This window comes from Nonomuraea sp. NPDC049028 (assembly GCF_043197735.1).
Lineage (GTDB): Bacteria > Actinomycetota > Actinomycetes > Streptosporangiales > Streptosporangiaceae > Nonomuraea.
This window is the reverse complement of record NZ_JBICTR010000006.1, coordinates 188,583-203,154: the sequence shown is the minus strand read 5'-3', so window position 1 is coordinate 203,154 and position 14,572 is coordinate 188,583. Positions and strand designations below refer to the sequence as shown.

The 14,572-nt window shown below is 67.0% G+C and carries 15 protein-coding genes; 10 read left to right on the top strand and 5 right to left on the bottom strand.

All coding sequences use genetic code 11. The annotated features are described in order from the left end of the window. Nucleotides 1-57: 57 nt before the first annotated feature. Together ACGFJ2_RS24285 and ACGFJ2_RS24280 are read right to left on the bottom strand one after the other, a co-directional pair. On the bottom strand, nt 58-4,374 hold the full coding sequence (locus ACGFJ2_RS24285) for a GH92 family glycosyl hydrolase (protein WP_393471802.1): 4,317 nt from the start codon (nt 4,372-4,374) through the stop codon (nt 58-60). A gap of 63 nt (nt 4,375-4,437) precedes the next feature. Beyond that, nucleotides 4,438-4,899 carry an RDD family protein gene (locus tag ACGFJ2_RS24280; RefSeq protein ID WP_358188393.1) on the bottom strand — a complete coding sequence of 154 codons (462 nt, stop codon included), beginning with the start codon at nt 4,897-4,899 and terminating at the stop codon, nt 4,438-4,440. An 88-nt stretch (nt 4,900-4,987) separates the two neighbouring features. Here ACGFJ2_RS24280 and ACGFJ2_RS24275 point away from each other — a divergent pair, with 88 nt between their 5' ends. From ACGFJ2_RS24275 to ACGFJ2_RS24250, 6 genes are all read left to right on the top strand, one after another. Then, nucleotides 4,988-6,037, top strand: a complete 1,050-nt coding sequence (locus ACGFJ2_RS24275) for a hypothetical protein (RefSeq protein ID WP_393471798.1) — start codon at nt 4,988-4,990, stop codon at nt 6,035-6,037. A 95-nt stretch (nt 6,038-6,132) separates the two neighbouring features. Beyond that, a complete protein-coding gene (gene glnA / locus ACGFJ2_RS24270; RefSeq protein WP_225298326.1) occupies nt 6,133-7,557 on the top strand; it encodes a type I glutamate--ammonia ligase in 1,425 nt (474 codons plus the stop codon). 134 nt (nt 7,558-7,691) lie between these two features. Next, nucleotides 7,692-8,582, top strand: a complete 891-nt coding sequence (locus tag ACGFJ2_RS24265) for an RNA polymerase sigma-70 factor (protein WP_393471794.1) — start codon at nt 7,692-7,694, stop codon at nt 8,580-8,582. Nucleotides 8,583-8,645: 63 nt separating this feature from the next. After that, entirely contained in the window at nt 8,646-9,392 is a 747-nt protein-coding gene (locus ACGFJ2_RS24260; protein WP_357944818.1) for an SDR family oxidoreductase, read from the top strand. Beyond that, nucleotides 9,389-9,796: a hypothetical protein gene (locus ACGFJ2_RS24255; RefSeq protein ID WP_393471790.1), complete on the top strand. Its 408-nt coding sequence runs from the start codon at nt 9,389-9,391 to the stop codon at nt 9,794-9,796. Before ACGFJ2_RS24260 ends, ACGFJ2_RS24255 begins: the two co-directional genes overlap by 4 nt. Before the next feature lie 158 nt (nt 9,797-9,954). Continuing rightward, nucleotides 9,955-10,290, top strand: a complete 336-nt coding sequence (locus tag ACGFJ2_RS24250; protein ID WP_393471787.1) for a hypothetical protein — start codon at nt 9,955-9,957, stop codon at nt 10,288-10,290. Nucleotides 10,291-10,387: 97 nt separating this feature from the next. Here the strand turns inward: ACGFJ2_RS24250 and ACGFJ2_RS24245 are convergent, their stop codons facing one another. Next, complete coding sequence (locus ACGFJ2_RS24245; RefSeq protein ID WP_393471784.1) at nt 10,388-10,630, bottom strand: hypothetical protein; 243 nt, start codon at nt 10,628-10,630, stop codon at nt 10,388-10,390. 1,286 nt (nt 10,631-11,916) lie between these two features. Between ACGFJ2_RS24245 and ACGFJ2_RS24240 the strand changes: the two genes are divergently transcribed. Next, nucleotides 11,917-12,174 (top strand): type II toxin-antitoxin system Phd/YefM family antitoxin, encoded by a 258-nt coding sequence (locus ACGFJ2_RS24240; protein ID WP_393471781.1) that lies wholly within the window; start codon nt 11,917-11,919, stop codon nt 12,172-12,174. On the opposite strand, the gene ACGFJ2_RS24235 is transcribed toward ACGFJ2_RS24240, so the two are convergent. Continuing rightward, a complete protein-coding gene (locus tag ACGFJ2_RS24235) occupies nt 12,063-12,440 on the bottom strand; it encodes a cupin domain-containing protein (RefSeq protein ID WP_393471778.1) in 378 nt (125 codons plus the stop codon). The genes ACGFJ2_RS24240 and ACGFJ2_RS24235 overlap by 112 nt on opposite strands. Before the next feature lie 41 nt (nt 12,441-12,481). On the opposite strand from ACGFJ2_RS24235, the gene ACGFJ2_RS24230 reads away from it, so the two are divergent. Together ACGFJ2_RS24230 and ACGFJ2_RS24225 are read left to right on the top strand one after the other, a co-directional pair. After that, complete coding sequence (locus tag ACGFJ2_RS24230) at nt 12,482-13,048, top strand: DUF4303 domain-containing protein (RefSeq protein ID WP_393471775.1); 567 nt, start codon at nt 12,482-12,484, stop codon at nt 13,046-13,048. Nucleotides 13,049-13,121: 73 nt separating this feature from the next. Then, complete coding sequence (locus ACGFJ2_RS24225; RefSeq protein WP_393471772.1) at nt 13,122-13,568, top strand: hypothetical protein; 447 nt, start codon at nt 13,122-13,124, stop codon at nt 13,566-13,568. A 256-nt stretch (nt 13,569-13,824) separates the two neighbouring features. On the opposite strand, the gene ACGFJ2_RS24220 is transcribed toward ACGFJ2_RS24225, so the two are convergent. Then, entirely contained in the window at nt 13,825-14,064 is a 240-nt protein-coding gene (locus ACGFJ2_RS24220) for a GntR family transcriptional regulator (RefSeq protein WP_393471769.1), read from the bottom strand. Between the two features lie 111 nt (nt 14,065-14,175). Here ACGFJ2_RS24220 and ACGFJ2_RS24215 point away from each other — a divergent pair, with 111 nt between their 5' ends. Further along, entirely contained in the window at nt 14,176-14,463 is a 288-nt protein-coding gene (locus ACGFJ2_RS24215) for a hypothetical protein (protein ID WP_393471766.1), read from the top strand. The last annotated feature ends 109 nt before the right edge of the window (nt 14,464-14,572 follow it).

Genomic DNA, 14,572 nt, shown 5'->3' with positions numbered 1-14,572 from the left:
GGGGACAGCATAAACCTTACCGGGTTCAATATCGAACCCGGTAAGGTTTTTATCGCGCTAGAGACCCTTGCACTGGCCCGCCGACGGTCCCAAGACCGTGTTGGACAGACCGTTCGCGGTCGGTGCCGGAGAGTTGCCCGTGCAGGTCAACGGCCCCTTGACCGTGCTGGCGGCGATCAGCGGCCCGCTGTCGCCGACCAGCGTCACCGGTCCGCCCACCACCGATTTCTCCACGGACAGCTCCTTCACCGAGGTCGCCGTGAGCGGGCCGCCCACCGAGGTGTCCACCAGGACCAGCCGCCCGGCGCCCACCGCGGTGACCGGTCCGCCGACCGTGGCGGCCCGCGCGATCAGCGAGGCCCCCTGCCGGACAATGAGGGGGCCGGTCACGTTCGCGCCCGCCGCCAGGCAGGTCACGCCGGAGCCGACCGTGAGGGGGCCGCTGTGGGTGCCGGTGACGGATCGCGTGCAGGCCGGATCCGGCACTGCCAGCAGCTCCAGCTCGGCCAGCGTGCCGGAGACGGTGAGGCGGTACTGGGCGTACCGCCCGGGGCGGGCGATCTTGAACGGCCGGGTCTGCCTCGCCTGGTCGAACCGCTGGCCGTCCCGCTGGTCGATGACCGTCCAGGCCGTACCGTCGTAGGAGCCCTCGAGCTTCCATGACGTGGGACCGGTGGCCGCCGAGGTGAGGGTGTAGAAGCTCACCTGGTCCCGCGTTCCCGTCTGAAGAGTGATATTTCCGGAAACGGTGGCTGTGGTTGCCGAGGTGTCGTCCGACAGCGCCGCCGGGCCCCCGGTGACCGGGATGTCGCGCATGGGCCGCGGCATCTCGCCGTCGGGCGTGATCGACGCCGGCGGCTCGCCCCACGTGGACGGCTTGGACCCCATCGCGAAGTCCAGTACGGCCCCACCGGCCAGCACGTCGTGCGGTAGCGCGGTGGACGTCCACGCCTTGCCGTTCACCTTGAGGCCCTGGATGTAGACGTTCTCGGCGCTGTTGGCCGGGGCATTGATCACCAGGTCCTTGCCGCTGGGCAGATGCACGGTGGCCTTGGTGAACAGCGGCGAGCCGATCGCGTAGTCCTGGCTGCCGGCCTGGAGCGGATAGAAGCCGAGGGCACTGAAGACGTACCAGGCGGACATCTCGCCGTTGTCCTCATCGCCCGGATAGCCCTGGCCGATCTCGCTGCCCAGGTACAGCCGCGACAGCGCCTCCCTGACCTTGGCCTGCGCCTTCCACGGCTGCCCCGCGTGGTCGTACATGTAGATGATGTGGTGCGAGGGCTGGTTGCTGTGGCCGTACTGGCCCATGCGGACGTCCCTGGCCTCGCGCATCTCGTGGATCACGCCGTTGTACGAACCGGGGAACGTGGCCGTCTCCTGGTCGGCGAAGAACGCGTCGAGCTTCTTGGCCAGACCCGCGCGCCCGCCGTAGAGGGCGGCGAGTCCGGTGCCGTCCTGGGGCGCGTGGAAGGCCATGTTCCAGCCGTCGGTCTCGGTGTAGTCGTAGCCCCAGACGCGGGGGTCGTAGTCGGCCTTGGTACGCCGCCACTTGCCCGTGGAGTCGCGGCCCTGGAAGAAGCCCACCTCCGGGTCGAACATGTTGACGTAGTTCAGGGCCCTGCTCCGGAAATATTCGGACTCCTCCAGGTAGCGGGCCTTCTCCGCGCCGGTGGCGTCCTTGGCCAGGGACGCGGCCATGTTCGAGATCCCGAAGTCGTTGATATATCCGTCCATGGCCCAGGACAGGCCCTCGCCTACCTCGTTCAGGGCGGTGTAGCCACGGAAGATCGAGGTCTGCAGGCCCTTGCGCCCGACGGCCGGGTTCGCCGGCACCACGGTGGCGTTCTTCACCGCCGCCGCGTACGCCGACTTGGCGTCGAAGCCGCGCACGCCCTTGCTGTAAGCGTCGGCGAAGGCCACGTCCGAGCTGGTGCCCACCATGAGGTCGGCGTAGCCGGGCGAGGACCAGCGGGCGATCCAGCCGGCGTCGCGATACTGCTGGACGAACCCGTCGATCAGCTCGCCCGCCTCGGGGGCCAGCAGCGAGTAGGCGGGCCAGGTCGTCCGGTAGGTGTCCCAGAAGCCGTTGTTGACGTAGATCTTGCCGTCCACGATCTTGGCCCCGGTCTGGGTGGGGGTGTCCGGGCCGCTCCTGGCCGATACCGGGCTGGCGTACTTGTAGGCGGGCGCGGCGGCCGTACCGGTGTTCTCGAAGCCCGAGTTCGGATAGAGGAACAGCCGGTACAGGTTCGAGTACAGCGTCGTGAGCTGGTCGGGCGTGGCGCCCTCGACCTCGACGGTGCCCAGCTTGTCCTCCCAGGCGCGCTGGGCGCGCGCCTTGACCTCCTCGAACGTGCCGTTCTCCAGCTCCAGGTTGCGCTTGGCCTGCGCCACGCCGAGGAAGGAGGTGGCGATGCGCATCGTGACCTGCTTGGCGGAGAAGGCGACATAGCCCGTCACGTTGTCGCGGCCGGCGCCGGTCAGCTTGCCGCCGCCGGTGGGCTGCTGGTCGAAGACCGCGTAGACGTACATCCGGGTGGCGCCCGCCGACAGGCCGCTGCGCGTGTCGGTGTAGCCGGTGACGACGCCCTGGTCGATGGTCAGCCCGCCGTCGTTGTTGTAGTTGTCGAAGATCAGGCTGCCGCCGTCGCCGGGGAAGGTGAAGCGGAACACGGCCGCGTGGTCGGCGGGCGCGATCTCCGTACGGATGCCGTTGAGCAGGTCCACCCCGTAGTAGTACGGCCTGGCGGCCTCGCCCGAGTGCAGGAACGGCGTGGCCCTGGCGACCCGGTCGGGGTTCGGCTTGGCCAGCAGCGACGGCATGACCTGGAAGGACTGCCGGTCCCCCATCCAAGGGCTCGGCTCGTGGCTGGCGGCGAACGCCTGGATGGTCGGGACGTTGTCGGCGTTGCCGTTGCGGTGATACTCGTACAGCCACGAGTTAGACCCGGAGCCGGTCATCGGCGTCCAGAAGTTGAACCCGTGCGGCACGGCCGTGGCCGGGAAGTTGTTGCCCCGCGAGAAGCCGCCGCTCGACTGGGTGCCACGCGTCGTCACCACATGGTCGGCCAGGCTCTTGACCTGCTGCGGCTTGGCGTTGACGAGCGTGATGTCGTCCACCCAGCCCTTGAACGGCAGCGGCCCGGCCGGCGCGTCGAAGGCGATCAGGATGCGCTTGATCCGCTTGCCCTTGGCCACGTCGCCGATGCGGGAGCGCTGGAAGTTCCACTGGTCGGCGTAGAGGGTCTTGGACTCGCCCTGCGCCCGCGGCGTCAGCCTGACCCCATGCTGGTCCTCGGCCCTGAGCTCACTGAGATAGGTGCCGTCGGCGAAGGCCAGGTCCACGCTCGCGTACGTGCTGGGGTAGCTCAGCGCAGCACCGGTGAACTCGGGGAACAGCACGTACGACAGCTCGGTGTCGGCCGTGACCTCGATGTCGGTCTCGAACACCTTGTTGGCCGAGTGACCGCCGCCGCTGGTGGTCGTACTGCCGGAGTAGCGCAGCGCCTTGAGGCCCGTGTAGCCGGCGCGGGGCTTGGCGGTGTAGCCGCTGCCGGGGCCGGGGCCGATCAGGCTGCGCATGTCGGAGGGCGGCTTCGGGGCGGTGTCGCCGTCCGAGAGCTGCAGCTCGGCGAGCTGAACGATCGTGCCCGAGCCGATCCGCGTGACGTTGAGCCGGTAGTAGAGGTAGGAGGCCGGATGCGCGACATCGAACTCGCGGGTCTTCAGCCGGGCGTCGAACACCTCTCCCGCCCGCGTGTCCACGGCCGTCCAGCTCTGCCCGTCCGCCGACCCCTCAAGCGCCCAGTCGCGCGGGTCGCGCTGGGCGGCGTCGTTGGCGGAGGCCATGGCGTACCGGGTGACCGCGATGGGCTTGGACAGCTTCACCGACACCCAGCCCGTGCCGGTGAACGCCAGCCACTTGGTGTTGACGTCCCCGTCGAACAGGTTCTCCTTCACCTCGCCCGAGGGGGTGTTCTCGCCGCTGGCCGCGATGTCGACGACCTCGTCGGTGATGTTGCCCGGGATGCCGCCGGTGGTGGCGCCGGTGATCCCCTCGGCCTTCCTGCCCTCGTCGACCGTGTTGAGCCAGGTCGGCTGCGGGTCGCCGGTCTCGAGGGAGGAATAGAAGAGCGCCCCCGGCGGCGCGGTCCGTACGGCGGCTTCCCGCTTGGCGCCCGGAGGCGGCGTCACCTCCTCGATGGGCGCCGGCTGCGTGGGCGCCGCCGAAGGCGCGTCCGACGGCAGCGGTGACGGAGCTGGATCGGTCACTGTTGGTGACGTCGGCGGATCGGCCGTCGCCACCCCGGATAACCCGGCGAATCCCAGTACAGCCGCGGTCGCCACGACCGCAAGACGTGCTCTCCGCATGTCGCCCTCCTGACAACGTTGTCAACAGCAGACTCCGCGAAGACAACGTTGTCAATGGACGTTTCACATACGCACGACGACCGTGTTGGAGGCGCGGTCGTGCAGCCCCCTGTGGTCGCGATCCCAGATGAGCGCGGGCACGGCCAGGCAGAGCAGCACCGTGCGTGCCAGCACGGGCACCAGCCGGGGGCTGCCACCGTCCATCGCGGCCACCCTGATCCCCGCGAGCCGGTGCCCGAACGTCTGCCCCATGAACCCGACGAGCAGGATGTACTGGATCGCGAACACCACCACGGGCGCCCACGGCGACTCGGCCGGGTTCATCCGCAGCACGAGCTGGACCACGACCCACGTGCAGATCATCCAGTCGATGACCAGCCCGGCGATGCGCCGCCCCCACCCGGCGACGGCGCCGCTCCCCTGCTCCGGCAGCCCCAGACGCTCACCCGGGTAGCCGAGATCGACCCCCGCCGCCCTCACACCGCCCAGCCAGGTCTGCGTCCACCGAGGCTCGTTCCCGCTCATACCCTCAACGGTATCCGGCGGGGGCCGCGGTCGGGATCGTGACCCAACCGCGCCACAAAGATCACCTTTGTCCCCCATCATGTACGCCATGCCGAACGGGGATGACTTAGACGCGCGCTTCAACGAGCTCGTCGCGCAGATCGATGAGGACGAGCGGCGCAGGATGCGCGCGGCGGCCAGCAGGGGAGCCAGGGCGCCGCGCTCGGACAAGGCCACCCGGCCACGGCGAGCGGGGCGGGGCCTGCTCGCGGCCGGTCTGGTGGCCGCGGTGATCGGCGGCGCGACCGTGATCGTCGCCGCCCGGCCCGACCTGCTGACACCGCAGGTGGGGAGTCCGGGGCCGGTCCCGGAGGAGACCCAACCGGTCATGGCGGCCCCGGAGGCGGCCGGCGTCGAGACCGCGACCCCGGAGCCGACCACGGCGGACCCGTTCGCGGGCTCCCCTGCCGAGAAGTACGCGGAGGGGGCGGCCGGCTTCGTCCTGCCCAAGGCCAAGGCGCTCGGCGGGCTGTCGAAGAAGGACGTGGCGAAGGCGCTGGACCGTACCCGCAAGCTCATGACCGCGGCCTTCCTCGACCGCAAGACGCTCATGGGCGGCAAGCCGAAGGCGTTCATGAAGCTGCTCGATCGCGAGCAGCGCGTCTGGTTCCAGAAGTACCTGGACCTCAAGAAGAGGGCCAAGGACGACTTCGACAGCCGCGGCTGGGTGACCAGCTTCGCCCCGAAGACCGCCCAGCTCTCCACGGACGTCATCAAGGTCAAGGGCAGGACGACCGTGGCCAAGGCCAGGAAGTACGGCCGCAGCGGCGCCGAGGTCAAACTGAACTACCTCGTGGTCTATGCCGTGAACCGCCCTGGACAACCCACCACGACCATCCGCCTCGTCACCCACCGCGTCGGCAGCGTGTTCGTCTACCGCGAGGCGGGAGAGCTCGTTCTGTGGCTGAAGGACTGGAGCAAAACCAGCACCCCCGTGCGCTGCGACGTGGGCGACTTCTTCATCCACCCCGCCTACGACGACTCCGCTCCGGACGCGGTGAAACCGAGCGGCCCACCGTCGAACCCCTACGACCTGGACGACGACAAGCACGGCAAAAAAGACGACAAGGACAGGTGCTGGGCTTCGGACCCGACCTGAGTCCGCTTAACATGTGCGAAACAATCGAGACACCGATCGGAAACGGCCGCGACCTAACCTCGGCCTGATAGTCATGTCCCCAGGGAGGTTCGAGAGTGTTCAACTCCGCCGACGACGTCCTGAAGTTCATCAGTGACGAAGGGGTGCAGTTCGTCGATGTCAGGTTCACCGACCTGCCGGGGACGACGCACCACTTCACCTTCCCGGTAGAGAACTTCGGCGCCAGTGTCTTCACCGATGGGCTCATGTTCGACGGCTCGTCGATCCGCGGCTTCCAGGCCATCCATGAGTCGGACATGCTGCTGCTGCCCGACCCGTCCAGCGCCGTGCTCGACCCGTTCCGCCAGCACAAGACGCTCAACATCAACTTCTTCGTGCACGACCCGCTGACCGGCGAGGCCTACAGCCGCGACCCGCGCAACGTCGCCCGCAAGGCGGAGGAATACCTCAAGGGCACCGGCATCGCCGACACCGTCTACTTCGGGCCCGAGGCGGAGTTCTACATCTTCGACGACGTCCGCTTCGAGACGCGGCAGAACGCCGGCTATTACTACATCGACTCCATCGAGGGCGCCTGGAACACCGGCAAGGCCACCGAAGGCGGCAACCTCGGCTACAAGCCCCGTTACAAGGGCGGATACTTCCCGGTCCCGCCGATGGACCACTTCACGGACCTGCGCTCGGAGATGGTGCGCAACCTCATCGAGGCCGGCATCGACGTCGAGATGCAGCACCACGAGGTCGGCACCGCCGGCCAGGCGGAGATCGACTTCAGGTTCGGCACGCTGCTCAAGACGGCCGACAACCTGATGCTCTACAAGTACGTCATCAAGAGCACCGCCCTCGAATACGGCCACACGGTCACGTTCATGCCCAAGCCGATCTTCGGCGACAACGGCTCCGGCATGCACTGCCACCAGTCGCTGTGGAAGGACGGCTCGCCGCTCTTCTACGACGAGGTCGGCTACGCGGGCCTGTCCGACACGGCCCGCTACTACATCGGCGGCCTGCTCAGGCACGCGCCGTCGCTGCTGGCGTTCACCAACCCGACGGTCAACTCCTACCACCGTCTGGTGCCCGGCTACGAGGCCCCGGTCAACCTGGTCTACTCGCAGCGCAACCGCTCGGCCTGCGTCCGCATCCCGATCACGGGGTCCAACCCGAAGGCCAAGCGCATCGAGTTCCGCGTGCCGGACCCGTCGTGCAACCCGTACTTCGCCTTCTCGGCCATGCTGATGGCCGGCCTCGACGGCATCCGCAACAAGATCGAGCCGCCGGAGCCCGTCGACAAGGACCTCTATGAGCTGCCTCCGGAGGAGGCCCGCCAGGTGCCGCAGGTGCCCGGCTCGCTCCCCGAGGTCCTGGCCGCGCTGGAGGCCGACCACGACTACCTGCTGGAGGGCGGCGTCTTCACGCCTGACCTGATCGAGACGTGGGTGGCGTACAAGCGCGAGAACGAGGTCGACCCGATCCGGCTGCGCCCGCACCCGCACGAGTTCGAGCTTTACTACGACATCTAGCAGCCCGACCGGAACAGCCCGGAACCGACCACGGTTCCGGGCTGTTCCGCGTTCGGGTGGGTGATCGTCTGGGCGCGAGCGGCGTACGGAGGTCGAATATCGGCCCGGCTCGGTGGCCTGGAAGGCTGGCGGGCGTGACAGGTGACGCGGTTGAGGAGTTCGAGCGGCACCGCTCGACCCTGTTCGGGCTGGCCTATCGGATGCTGGGTTCGGCCGAGGAGGCCGAGGACGTGGTCCAGGACACCTTCCTTCGCTGGCATCACCGCTCGGCTGTCGAATCGCCGTGGGCGTGGCTGGCCAAGGTGGCGACCAACCTGTGCGTGAACCGGTTGACTTCGGCGCGTGCCCGCCGGGTGAGCTATGTCGGTCCGTGGCTGCCTGAGCCGGTGCTGACCGCGAACGGCGCTCTGGGACCGCTGGACAGTGCCGAACAGCGAGACTTCGTCTCACTGGCCTTCCTGACCTTGCTGGAACGGCTCAACCCCGTGGAGCGCGCGGTGTTCGTGCTCCGTGAGGCCTTCGACTACAGCCATCGCCAGGTGGCCGAGGTCATCGACTCCTCCGAGGCGAACTCCCGGCAGCTGTACCGGCGTGCTCGCCTGCGACTCACCGACGCTCGTGGGAGCACCGAACGCCCGGTGGACCAGGCTCACCACCGTGACCTGGTGAAAGGTTTCCTGGCGGCCGCGGAGGAGGGGGAACTTCCAGGGTTGGAAAAGCTGCTGGCCGACGACGTGACCGTGTGGGTGGACGGCGGCGGCAGGATCAGCGCCGCCAGGCGACCTGTCTTCGGCGCCGACCGGGTGGCGCGCTATCTGGTCGGCGCATCGCGCACCACCGGTCAGCGGATCCGGCTGTCGATCGCGGAACTGAACGGCGCTCCCGGCCTGCTGGCCCTGGCCGGTGAGGAGCTGATCGGCGTGCTGGTGCCGGAGACGGCGGGCGGCCTGATCAGCGAGATTCGCATCATCGCCAATCCCGCCAAACTTCGGTTGTCACGTCGGGAAGGGCTGACCGGTTCTTAATGGGTGCACCTGACAACCGCGCGCGGCCATCAGCCTCGCGCTCTTCCATGAGAGTTGCCACCCATGACAGATCCGATCCTGGTGACGGGCGGTACCGGCCGGCTCGGCCGTAGGTTGGTTCCACGGCTTCTGGCCGCCGGCCACTCCGTACGCGTGCTGAGCCGCCAGCCGCCGCACGACCAGATGACGCACCGCGGCGACCTGATCACGGGTGAGGGGCTCGAGGATGCGGTCGCCGATACCGGCACGATCATCCACTGCGCGACCGGTAACGGCCACGCGGACCAGGACGCCACCCGCAATCTCGTCCGGGCGGCCATGCGAACCGGTCGCCCGCACCTGATCTACGTGTCCATCGTCGGCATCGATCGAGTTGACATCTCCTACTATCGGGCGAAGCTGGCGTGTGAGCGGCTCCTGGAAGAGTCCGGGCTGCCATTGACGATCCAGCGCACCACCCAGTTCCACGAGCTCATCGCCTGGATGTGCGCGATCCAGCGGCGGCTGCCGATGATCATGATGCCCGCCGGGGTCAGCTTTCAGCCCATCGACACCGGCGAGGTGGCCGCCCGCTTGACCGACCTGGCCGAGGCGCCACCGGCGGGCCGGGCGCGGGACATGGGCGGGCCTGAGGTACGTACCGCGGCCGATCTGGCCCGCGCCTATGCTCGGGCGCGGTCCAGCCGCCGGCCGGTGGTGTCGGTGCCGCTGCCCGGGATCGGGGGAACGCGCGGCTTTCGGGAAGGAAGACACCTGGCTCCCGACCATGCCGTCGGGCAGATCACCTTCGAGCGGTTCCTCACCGCATGAGCGCGCGCATCTGGCTCCGCGCGGGCCTGGCGTTCCTGGCCGCGGCACAGTTCGCCGTGGGCTGCTGGGCGCTGTTCTTCCCCCGATCGTTCTTCGACATCCCGTTCGTGGGGATGCGCATGCCGTACAACGCGCATCTGATGATGGATTACGGCGCGATGAGCCTGGCGACGGCGGTGGCGCTGGGGGTGAGCTTCTTCGTCGTACGGCGCGGCATGGTGCGCACGGCGCTTGCCGTGTACGTGGTGTTCGCGGTGCCGCACCTGGCGATCCACGTGCGGCTGCTGCACCACCTGACGCCTGGAGAGCGCGTGCCGTTGCTGCTCGCGCTCTCGGCGGCGGCCACGATCCCGCTGGCTTTGTGGCTGCTCACCAACAGGCTCAAGCCCTACGACGACCTCTAAGCCCGACCAGAACAACGCTCGCCGAGCAAGTGCGGGGCGTCCGCAACCCCCCAGATCAGGGGGGATGTGGACGACCGGAATGCTGCCGACGATGGGAGTCAGCCGAACGAGTCGAACCCGACTCGTCAAGAGCTCGCCAAGAGAAGGAGTCCCCCCCCATGTCCCAAGAGACCGTCGGCGCCATCCCGACCATCGAAGCCGACGCCCACGCACCCGCCGACCAGACGGGTACCGCCGCCGACGAGGCTCACGGCCGCAACGAACACTTCAGCGCCGCAGGAGAGGTCATCCTCCGCGCGGCGCTGGCCGGTGTCACACCGTTCACCCCGGTCACCGTCTCCATCACCGAGGTCGACGCCAACGGTCACCCCTTCATCGGCGGCGCCCGCATGACCGTGCACAACGTCCGCGCCTTCGAGGACGGCGTCGACACCCGGGTCAGCATCGAGTTCGACCGGCCTCTGCAGGTCAGACTCAGCTACCTCTGGCCCTGACCGCACTCACACTCTGGGAAAGGCCATCGGCTGTGCCCCCTGCAGCCGATGGCCATGCGTTCGATCCCGGCCGGTACCCGCGTTCCGAGCAGGGCCTTCAGCCGGTCGAGTTCCTGTCCGTGCCGCGCGATGATCGCCCGATGAGCGTCAGGGCGCACATCACGGTTCCAGTGAGCGCGCCGACGATCAGCAGGATCACCAGCGGGTTGACGTATCCGTATACCAGATCGGTCGTGGTTCCATCCCACCAATGGCACAGATGCCTGAGCGGAAACCACGTCCATGAGATGGACGGATCACCCAAAGGCTTGCCGACACGGTATTCGCTGGTGGGAGCCAACTCGAGAAATCGCCCAGCCCAGAATCCGTGCGCTTGACGTGCTCCTCACCCTGAAGAGGCGAGGATTCCTGTGCTGCTTACGCAGCAGTCCATGCCGCGTAAGCAGCACGAGCTGTGGAACAGGATGCTTGACGCTTCACCGACCCGCCTACCGGCAAGTCTCCACGTCCTGTCACCGCCCGCCCGGCGGCCTCGTCGAACCGATGAATCCAGAAAGTGATCTCACAGCCAGCTTGGTTATCGCTTGCCCGTTCGATCACAGAAACATTACTTTAAGCGATCGAGAAATCGCAAGCAGTTCCGATCACTGCACGCTCACGCCCTAAAGGGCACTCACGCGCAGGCCCACACCATCCCGCCTGAAGACGGGAGCACTGGCCCGCATCTCAGTAGACGATGAGCGCGCCGACAGTGGAGAGGAACGCGACAGCGAACCAACGGGAAGCTCTCACAAATGCCCGACTTTGCTGGGCCTGCTGTTTTAGCCGAAGGTTCGCGTCAGCGATCTTGATCACTATGGCCTCACAGAAACCCAGCAAGAACTCCGCCGGCTTCTCGCCGACAGCACGGTCGGGACGCTCCCGGGCGGACCGCGTAATCCAGACGTAGTGATTGCGTCAACCTCCAACGCATCTCATAGAACTACTAGAAACGGGACTTATGGTCCCGGCCGACCAACTTTTCCGGCGCCATTCCCCGCGCACACCGTACTGTCAAGACATGGGCACGACAGACGACGATGACGAGCAGAAAGAACACAGGCACCGCGGCGCCTGTTTCGGCGAGAGTGAGCTGAACGGGAAAAGCGACAAAGAGCGTAAGTGGACCAAATATCGCGCTTGCGGGGGGAGTGGTCGGCAATGACCCGCCCCCTCACCTGCCCCGAATGCCAAGGCACCGGCGAAGATCGGAGTATTCCCGGGTATGTGCTCAAATGCATATGCTGCTACGGGAGAGGCGTCGTAGGCGGTCCTGACGATCCAAAAGAGAACCCTCGACCCGCGCGGACGACACCACTCCCCGCGTGGCTGCATCCGGCACTGGAAGGAACAGGGCTGTGCGGCTACTGTGTCGGCTCCGGCCTGGTCGCCCACGTCAACGAGGAGACCAGCCGTCTCACGGAAACACCCTGCCCAGTATGCGCGCCAGCACCGCCGCCCATCACCCTCTGAGCCGGATCTCTCCGAGGCCCTCGCTGCCCTGGAGACCAACCACGACGACCTGCTCGAGGGCGGCGCCTTCGCGCCCCCTGGGCAGTCATACATATGTGCATGTTATGTGTGTACATGATGACTGACCGCGTGGAGCCCGAGGAGACCTCGGCCACCGTGTCCGAACTGGCGCGCAATGTCGCAGCCCTGATTCGGCGAGTCGAAGCAGGAGAAGAGATCATCATCACTCGTGACGACTCGCCTGTAGCGGTGATCGCTTCTCATTTCAAGCCCAATGGAGCCGCTCTCATAGCATTGTTCGAAGGATATGGGCCAGACCCCCAATGGGCCGAGTTGATCGAGGAGAGCCGGGAATTCATGTGGGGTGACTGATGAAGGCCCGCAAAGGTCCTTATGGCCACGAATGTCATCATCTCCCTGGAAAAGGGATTGTCTCTGGCCAGCCTGAGTAAGGGAGAACAATCTTCGTCGTCTGTGATGACGACCATGTCGGGCAGAGCGTTGAGCAGGCGGTCACTGATGCCGGCCCGGACCTGATAGGCGCCGCTGAGCAGGACGGCCGAGCCGCTTTCCGCGATACCGCAGGAACGGGGGTTCATGGCCGCTTCGCCGTCCTCGATCGTCCGCGAGGTCGCCACACAGTTGGAGGCGTTCCGCAATCGTTTGGCAGGATCGGCGCATGTCGATCGAGGATCTGGTGACTCGTCTGGTCGCTGCCACTCGCGCCGCCTTCACCCAGGCACGGGAGCTGCACCCAGACGAGTCGTTCTACTGTTACGCGCTGTACACCGACGCATTCGCCGCCTACATCTTGCCGACCTGCGGCTCTGAGGAGGGATTGCGGCAGGTGGCGCGCCGATACGCCGCCGAATTCGGGGGCACCGTAGCGCAGCAGGCGGATGATCTCCGCTGGAATCCGCCGGACTGGCCGGACCACGTGACCGGGGAGGAGCACTTCGCCGGTGTTCTTGAACTGCTCGAAAGCCGCGGTGACCCATGGCAGCGCGATGACGACGGTCTCGACGCCGAGGTGGGCGCCCGCTTCGAGGCGTGCTTCCGCGCGCTGGCCCTCCTGGACACGGAGGGTTTCTTCGGCCAAGGCGCCGAACGCGACCAGGTGATCGTCACCGTGCTCCAAGGCGACCAGAGCGATAGAAGCCGGCTGGAGAACGCGCAACGGCTCAACCCACCCGCCGCCATCACGCGCCTGGAGCCCTGCCTGAACGTCCCCCGAGCCTATTGGTGACTGCGTCACACTTGGATCGAAGGGTGCCTACCAGATCACCGCACTAGCCTACGCCGCCGATGCGAAGCGGCTGGTGGCGTGTGGCTCCTCCGGCGAACTGTTCGCCTGGGACCTGAACGACGAACGTGAGCTGCTTGCCACCGTCCGCGAGGCGAGCTACCAGGACGCCGCGATCTCGGCGAACGGCCAGACCTTGCTGGTGACCGATCACAAGCGGCTGCTGCGCGTCGAACTGCCCGGCGGTACGCGCCACAACCTGGGCATCCCGGACGCTCGAGCCATCGCTGTTTCCTCAGACGGGGCCATTATGGTCTCCGCCCACGATGGGTTCGTCCAAGCACGCGCCGTCGCCACCGGAAAGGAGTTGTGGCGGCTGAACCGCCCGGCGTCCTGCCTGCGGTTCAGCAGTGACGGGATGTTGCTGGCGTTGACCGGCAACGTCGGTGCCAAGGGCGTCGCCCTGGTGGATGCGTCCGACGGCTCACTGCGACAGGATCGGGGTCCACATCTGGGAGGTTGACGCCGGTCGGCACCTGCAACGGTTGCGCGGGGTGCAGGAGTCCATGACCGCCGTCGTCTTCGTCGACGGCCACCACCTCGCGGCCGCAGGCCGGGACGTCGACGCCGGCCCTCCCGTCTATCTCTGGACAGTCGCGGCCGGGTGACCGGATGGCGAGGTTGAGGTCAGCCTCGCCGACGCGGGCACGGGCGTTATCAGTTGCTGCCCATCCTCGTGCAGCGTGTGGCCACTCGATGGGACTCCCTCTTCCGCTCGCCTACTCGCCCTCCGGCGGCGAGACGAACGAACCCATCTGCGGCACGGTGTAAATCAGGCCCTCTTCCCGGAGCGCGGCCACCACCTTCCGAGCCGTTCCTCTCGCGACGCCGAACTCCCCGACGAGTTGCGTCTCACTGGGGATGGGCTGACGCGGCCGGTAGGTCCCGCTGCGGATGCGTTCACGCAGGATGTCGGCAACCTGCTTCCAGACGGGACGGTCCGCGGCGAACTCGATCATAGATCGACCGTAAGCGAGCATACTCAACACTTAATATTTGAGTACGAGGATGTACGAGTATGGACGAGCAGTTATGCTGGCAGCCCGAGGAGACTCAGGAGATCCGACATCATGGACATCTATCCCGACTTCCACGGCCCACATGCCGGCGAACAGCGACCGGATGCCGAGACGATCACCTGGCTGGCGCCAATGTCGAGATTCCCATGCGTGCGGGTCATCCGGCACACGTGCGAGTGCCAGGAAGTGATCTATGAGCTGTGCACGAGTGGTGGGCTCGCGTGGGTGCGGGTGACCGAGCGAGCGAAATCGGGTCCGGTCATTCGGGAAAGCCACCCGGGCCCGTACGGCGCCGCTGAGGAACTCTGGACGAAGTTCATGACTGGCCAGGTCAGGTGAGCCGCTCAACCGCCAGTCTTGCAGCCTCGCGACCGCGTCGGCGGATCAGGCGGAGATCACCGGGCCCAAGGGTCTTCTGCCGAGCTGCCCGGGCCTCCGCCTCGGCAAG

Coding starts and splice junctions, on each gene's coding strand:
- ACGFJ2_RS24260 (WP_357944818.1), top strand. CDS start 8,646: ATGACAGATCCGATCCTGGTGACGGGCGGTACCGGCCGGCTCGGCCGT.
- ACGFJ2_RS24285 (WP_393471802.1), bottom strand. CDS start 4,374: ATGCGGAGAGCACGTCTTGCGGTCGTGGCGACCGCGGCTGTACTGGGA.
- ACGFJ2_RS24230 (WP_393471775.1), top strand. CDS start 12,482: ATGTCGATCGAGGATCTGGTGACTCGTCTGGTCGCTGCCACTCGCGCC.
- ACGFJ2_RS24280 (WP_358188393.1), bottom strand. CDS start 4,899: ATGAGCGGGAACGAGCCTCGGTGGACGCAGACCTGGCTGGGCGGTGTG.
- ACGFJ2_RS24215 (WP_393471766.1), top strand. CDS start 14,176: ATGGACATCTATCCCGACTTCCACGGCCCACATGCCGGCGAACAGCGA.
- ACGFJ2_RS24255 (WP_393471790.1), top strand. CDS start 9,389: ATGAGCGCGCGCATCTGGCTCCGCGCGGGCCTGGCGTTCCTGGCCGCG.
- ACGFJ2_RS24250 (WP_393471787.1), top strand. CDS start 9,955: ATGTCCCAAGAGACCGTCGGCGCCATCCCGACCATCGAAGCCGACGCC.
- ACGFJ2_RS24240 (WP_393471781.1), top strand. CDS start 11,917: ATGATGACTGACCGCGTGGAGCCCGAGGAGACCTCGGCCACCGTGTCC.
- ACGFJ2_RS24275 (WP_393471798.1), top strand. CDS start 4,988: ATGCCGAACGGGGATGACTTAGACGCGCGCTTCAACGAGCTCGTCGCG.
- ACGFJ2_RS24220 (WP_393471769.1), bottom strand. CDS start 14,064: ATGATCGAGTTCGCCGCGGACCGTCCCGTCTGGAAGCAGGTTGCCGAC.